A 3,698-nucleotide genomic window follows, 5' to 3' on the forward strand; every position below is an offset into this window, starting at 1 on the left:
GGCAGGTTGGGGCACGGGGAAGACCTTGTTCATGCGGCCTCCGGGAGCATCTGGTCCAGCCGGAGCCGGGCGATGCGCTCGATCTGTGTGAGGGCCTCGTTGATCTCCTGGTCGCGATCGTGGGCGAGCCGGCGCTCGAAGGTGTCCAGAATCTCGCCCTTGGAGCGGCCGCGGATGGCCATGATGAAGACAAAGCCGAACTTTGCCACGTAGGCGTCATTGAGGGCGGTGAAGCGGGCCTTCTCCTCCGCCGTCAGCCGGTCGAGGCCGGCGGAAGCCTGCTCGGCGGTGGATTCGGCGGTGAGCAGCCTGGCTTCAGCCAGCTTGCCGGCAAGGTCCGGATGGGCGTGGATGACCCCCATCTGCTTCTCGATGGGGGCGGCGCGCAGCACGGCGGCAAGCGCCGCGTGGAGGCCTTCGGCGGTGTCCTCGCGGGGAGTGAGACCCTTGTCGTAGGCGCCTTCCGCAATCCACGGGGAATGCTCGAACACGCCGCCGAACCGCTCCACGAACAGGCCGCGCGGCATGAAGGTGGGCCGGTAGCCACCCTCAGGGGGATGGGTGGCGATCCAGTGGCGGGCGATGTCCACGCGCCGGGCCACCCACACCTTCTCGTGGCCGGCGATGTAATCGAGAAAGCGCGCCAGCGCCTGGGCGCGGCCGGGCCGGCCGGCGAGGCGGGGGTGGAGGCCCACCGACATCATCTTCGGCGCGGTCTCGCCCTCGGCATAGAGCAGGTCGAAGCTGTCCTTCAGATAGTCGAAGAAATCCGTGCCGGTGCTGAAGCCCGCCGCCACCGAGAAGCGCATGTCGTTGGCGTCCAGCGTGTAGGGCACCACCAATTGCGGGCCCTTGGCACTCTCGATCCAGTAGGGCAGTTCATCCGCATAACTGTCGGCGGCATAGAGGAAGCCGCCTTCCTCCATCACCAGCGGCACCGTGTGTTCGGCGGAGCGGCCCTGGTAGAAACCGAGGGGCCGGGAGCCGGTGACCTGCGTGTGGATGCGGATGGCCTCCTCGATGTGCTCGCGCTCGGCGTCGCGGGTGAAGTCCTTGTATTCGAGCCATTTGTAGCCGTGGCTCGCGATCTCCCAGTCGGCCTCCTGCATGGCGGCGACGGCGGCCGGATTGCGGGCGAGGGCCGTGGCCACGCCATAGACCGTGACCGGCATGGCACGCTCGGTGAACAGGCGATGCAGCCGCCAGAAGCCCACCCGCGCGCCGTACTCGTAGATGGACTCCATGTTCATGTGCCGCTGGCGGGGCCAGGGCTGGGCGCCGATGATCTCGGACAGGAAGGCTTCCGAGGCATTGTCGCCGTGGAGGACGGAGTTCTCGCCCCCCTCCTCGTAATTCACCACGAACTGGACCGCGATGCGCGCCTCTCCCGGCCAGCGCGCATGGGGCGGCGTGCGCCCGTAGCCGATGAGGTCGCGCGGGTAGGGTCGGCCGGTGATGGGATCGATGGGCGCGCTCATCACTCAGGAGCCCCGATAGGTGGAGTAGCTCCACGGCGAGCAGAGCAGGGGCACATGATAATGCCCGTCGTCCGCCAGCGAGAAGCGCAGGGGCACCACGTCGAGGAAGGGCGGGTCGGAGGCCGGCGCTCCGGTGGTGCGGAAATGCGCGCCAATGTGGAACTGAAGCTCGTAGGTGCCGGCCTTGAACTCGTCGCCCGCGAGCAGGGGCGTGTCGGTACGCCCGTCCGCATTGGTCCGGCGCTCGGTCAGGAGCGTGCGCGAGCCATCCGGTGCCAAACGGTAAAGTTCAACCACCACATCGGCCGCCGGACCACCGGCGACGGTGTCGAGTACATGCGTGGACAGGCGCCCCATTTTTCCCTCGCAGGCCTTGCGGTCAAAAGATCCGCTGCACGGCAGCATAACCCGGTTGGGGACGATCCATTTCCCAAAAATATTGGAAGATCTTACGATTATCCAACGGTTTTCACGGCGCCCGATTTGATCTTTCATTAGGCATGCCGATACGTTGGGCAGACCCGCCGGACCGGTACCCGCGCCGCACGCAAAGATGGCGCCAATAAACGAAAACGCCCTTCCGCACCTGACCCGACTTGCTTTCCAGGGGGACCTCATGTCCGAAGCCGTTCATCCCGTAGACGAAATACTGCCAGCTCCAAAACTTGCCGTCCTCGGCCTCCAGCATGTGCTCGTCATGTATGCCGGTGCCGTGGCGGTGCCGCTCATCATCGGCCGCGCGCTGAAGCTGCCGCCCCAGGATGTGGCCTTCCTCATCAGCGCCGACCTGTTCGCCTGCGGTCTCGCGACGCTGGCCCAGTGCCTCGGCTTCTTCGGAGTCGGCATCCGCCTGCCGGTGATGATGGGCGTCACCTTCGCCTCGGTCGGCCCCATGCTCTCCATGGCGGCGAGCCCTGAGATCGGCCTGCTCGGCATCTACGGCTCGGTAATCGCGGCGGGCATCTTCGGCATCATCGTCGCGCCCTTTGTGTCGCGGCTTTTGCCGTTGTTCCCGCCGGTGGTGACCGGCACCATCATCCTCATCATCGGCATCTCGCTGATGCGGGTGGGCATCAACTGGGCCGGCGGGGGCATTCCCTTCTTCACCCAGACCATCGACGGCAAGGTGGTGCAGGTGGCCAATCCCAATTACGGCCAGCTCCAGGGCCTCGGCATTTCGCTGTTCGTGATGCTGGTGGTGCTGGGCCTCATCAAGTGGGGCAAGGGCTTCCTCGCCAATGTGGCGGTGCTGCTCGGCATCATCGCCGGCGCGGTGCTGGCGACCTTCCTCGGCCTCATGCATTTCGAGAAGGTGGCGGCGGCGTCGTGGTTCGACGTGATCCTGCCGTTCCACTTCGGCATGCCCACGTTCCACCTCGTGCCCATCATCACCATGTGCATCGTGATGATCGTGGTGATGATCGAGTCGGTCGGCATGTTCCTCGCCCTCTCGGACATCACCGGCAAGCCGGTGGACCAGAAGGCGCTGACCAAGGGCCTGCGCGCGGATGGCGTCGGCACCTTCCTCGGCGGCATCTTCAACACCTTCCCCTACACCTCCTTCTCGCAGAACGTGGGCCTCGTCGGCGTCACCGGCGTGCGCTCGCGCTGGGTGACGGTGACGGGTGGCGTCATCATGCTCGGCCTCGGCCTTCTGCCGAAGATGGCGGCGCTGGTGGAGGCCGTGCCCCAGGTGGTGCTGGGCGGCGCGGGCCTCGTCATGTTCGGCATGGTCGCGGCCACCGGCGCGCGCATCCTCACCGGCGTCGATTTCAAGACCAACCGCTTCAACCTGTTCATCGTCGCGGTGTCGGTGGGCTTCGGCATGATCCCGCTGGTTTCGCCCAACTTCTTCAAGAACCTGCCGCACGAGCTGCATCCGCTGCTGGAGAGCGGCATCCTGCTCTGCGCCATCGTCGCCGTGCTGCTCAACGTCTTCTTCAACGGCGTGAAGCAGACCTCCACCGAGGAGATCGTCGCGGCGGCGAAGCAGGCCGAGGCCCACTGACGCGGGGCAGGGGGCGGGGGCGGGGAGCGGCGCAAGGATGAACGCGGCCAACCTGGACTTGGCTTTGCGGTCAGGCGGACAGCCGCTCCCCGATCTTCCCCAGTTCCTGGGCGATGTAGCGGCGGCCCTGGTCCACCAGCATGTCGGCGAAGGCCTTCACCTTCAACGGCACCAGCTGGCGGGCGGGGTAGAGCACGGCGAGGGTCGCGGGC

Annotated in this window: 3 protein-coding genes; 1 reads left to right on the top strand and 2 read right to left on the bottom strand. The window is 66.4% G+C overall.

The window, feature by feature from the left end; all coding sequences use genetic code 11:
• Positions 1–29 precede the first annotated feature (29 nt).
• Positions 30–1,478 carry an allantoinase PuuE gene (puuE, locus tag K9U41_RS22125; RefSeq protein ID WP_282643000.1) on the bottom strand — a complete coding sequence of 483 codons (1,449 nt, stop codon included), beginning with the start codon at positions 1,476–1,478 and terminating at the stop codon, positions 30–32.
• Positions 1,479–1,481: 3 nt separating this feature from the next.
• Complete coding sequence (gene uraH / locus K9U41_RS22130) at positions 1,482–1,835, bottom strand: hydroxyisourate hydrolase (protein WP_282643001.1); 354 nt, start codon at positions 1,833–1,835, stop codon at positions 1,482–1,484.
• 259 nt (positions 1,836–2,094) lie between these two features.
• Here uraH and K9U41_RS22135 point away from each other — a divergent pair, with 259 nt between their 5' ends.
• Positions 2,095–3,486 (top strand): nucleobase:cation symporter-2 family protein, encoded by a 1,392-nt coding sequence (locus K9U41_RS22135; RefSeq protein WP_282643002.1) that lies wholly within the window; start codon positions 2,095–2,097, stop codon positions 3,484–3,486.
• The last annotated feature ends 212 nt before the right edge of the window (positions 3,487–3,698 follow it).

Source organism: Xanthobacter autotrophicus, assembly GCF_029991245.1.
GTDB classification, from domain to species: domain Bacteria; phylum Pseudomonadota; class Alphaproteobacteria; order Rhizobiales; family Xanthobacteraceae; genus Xanthobacter; species Xanthobacter autotrophicus_C.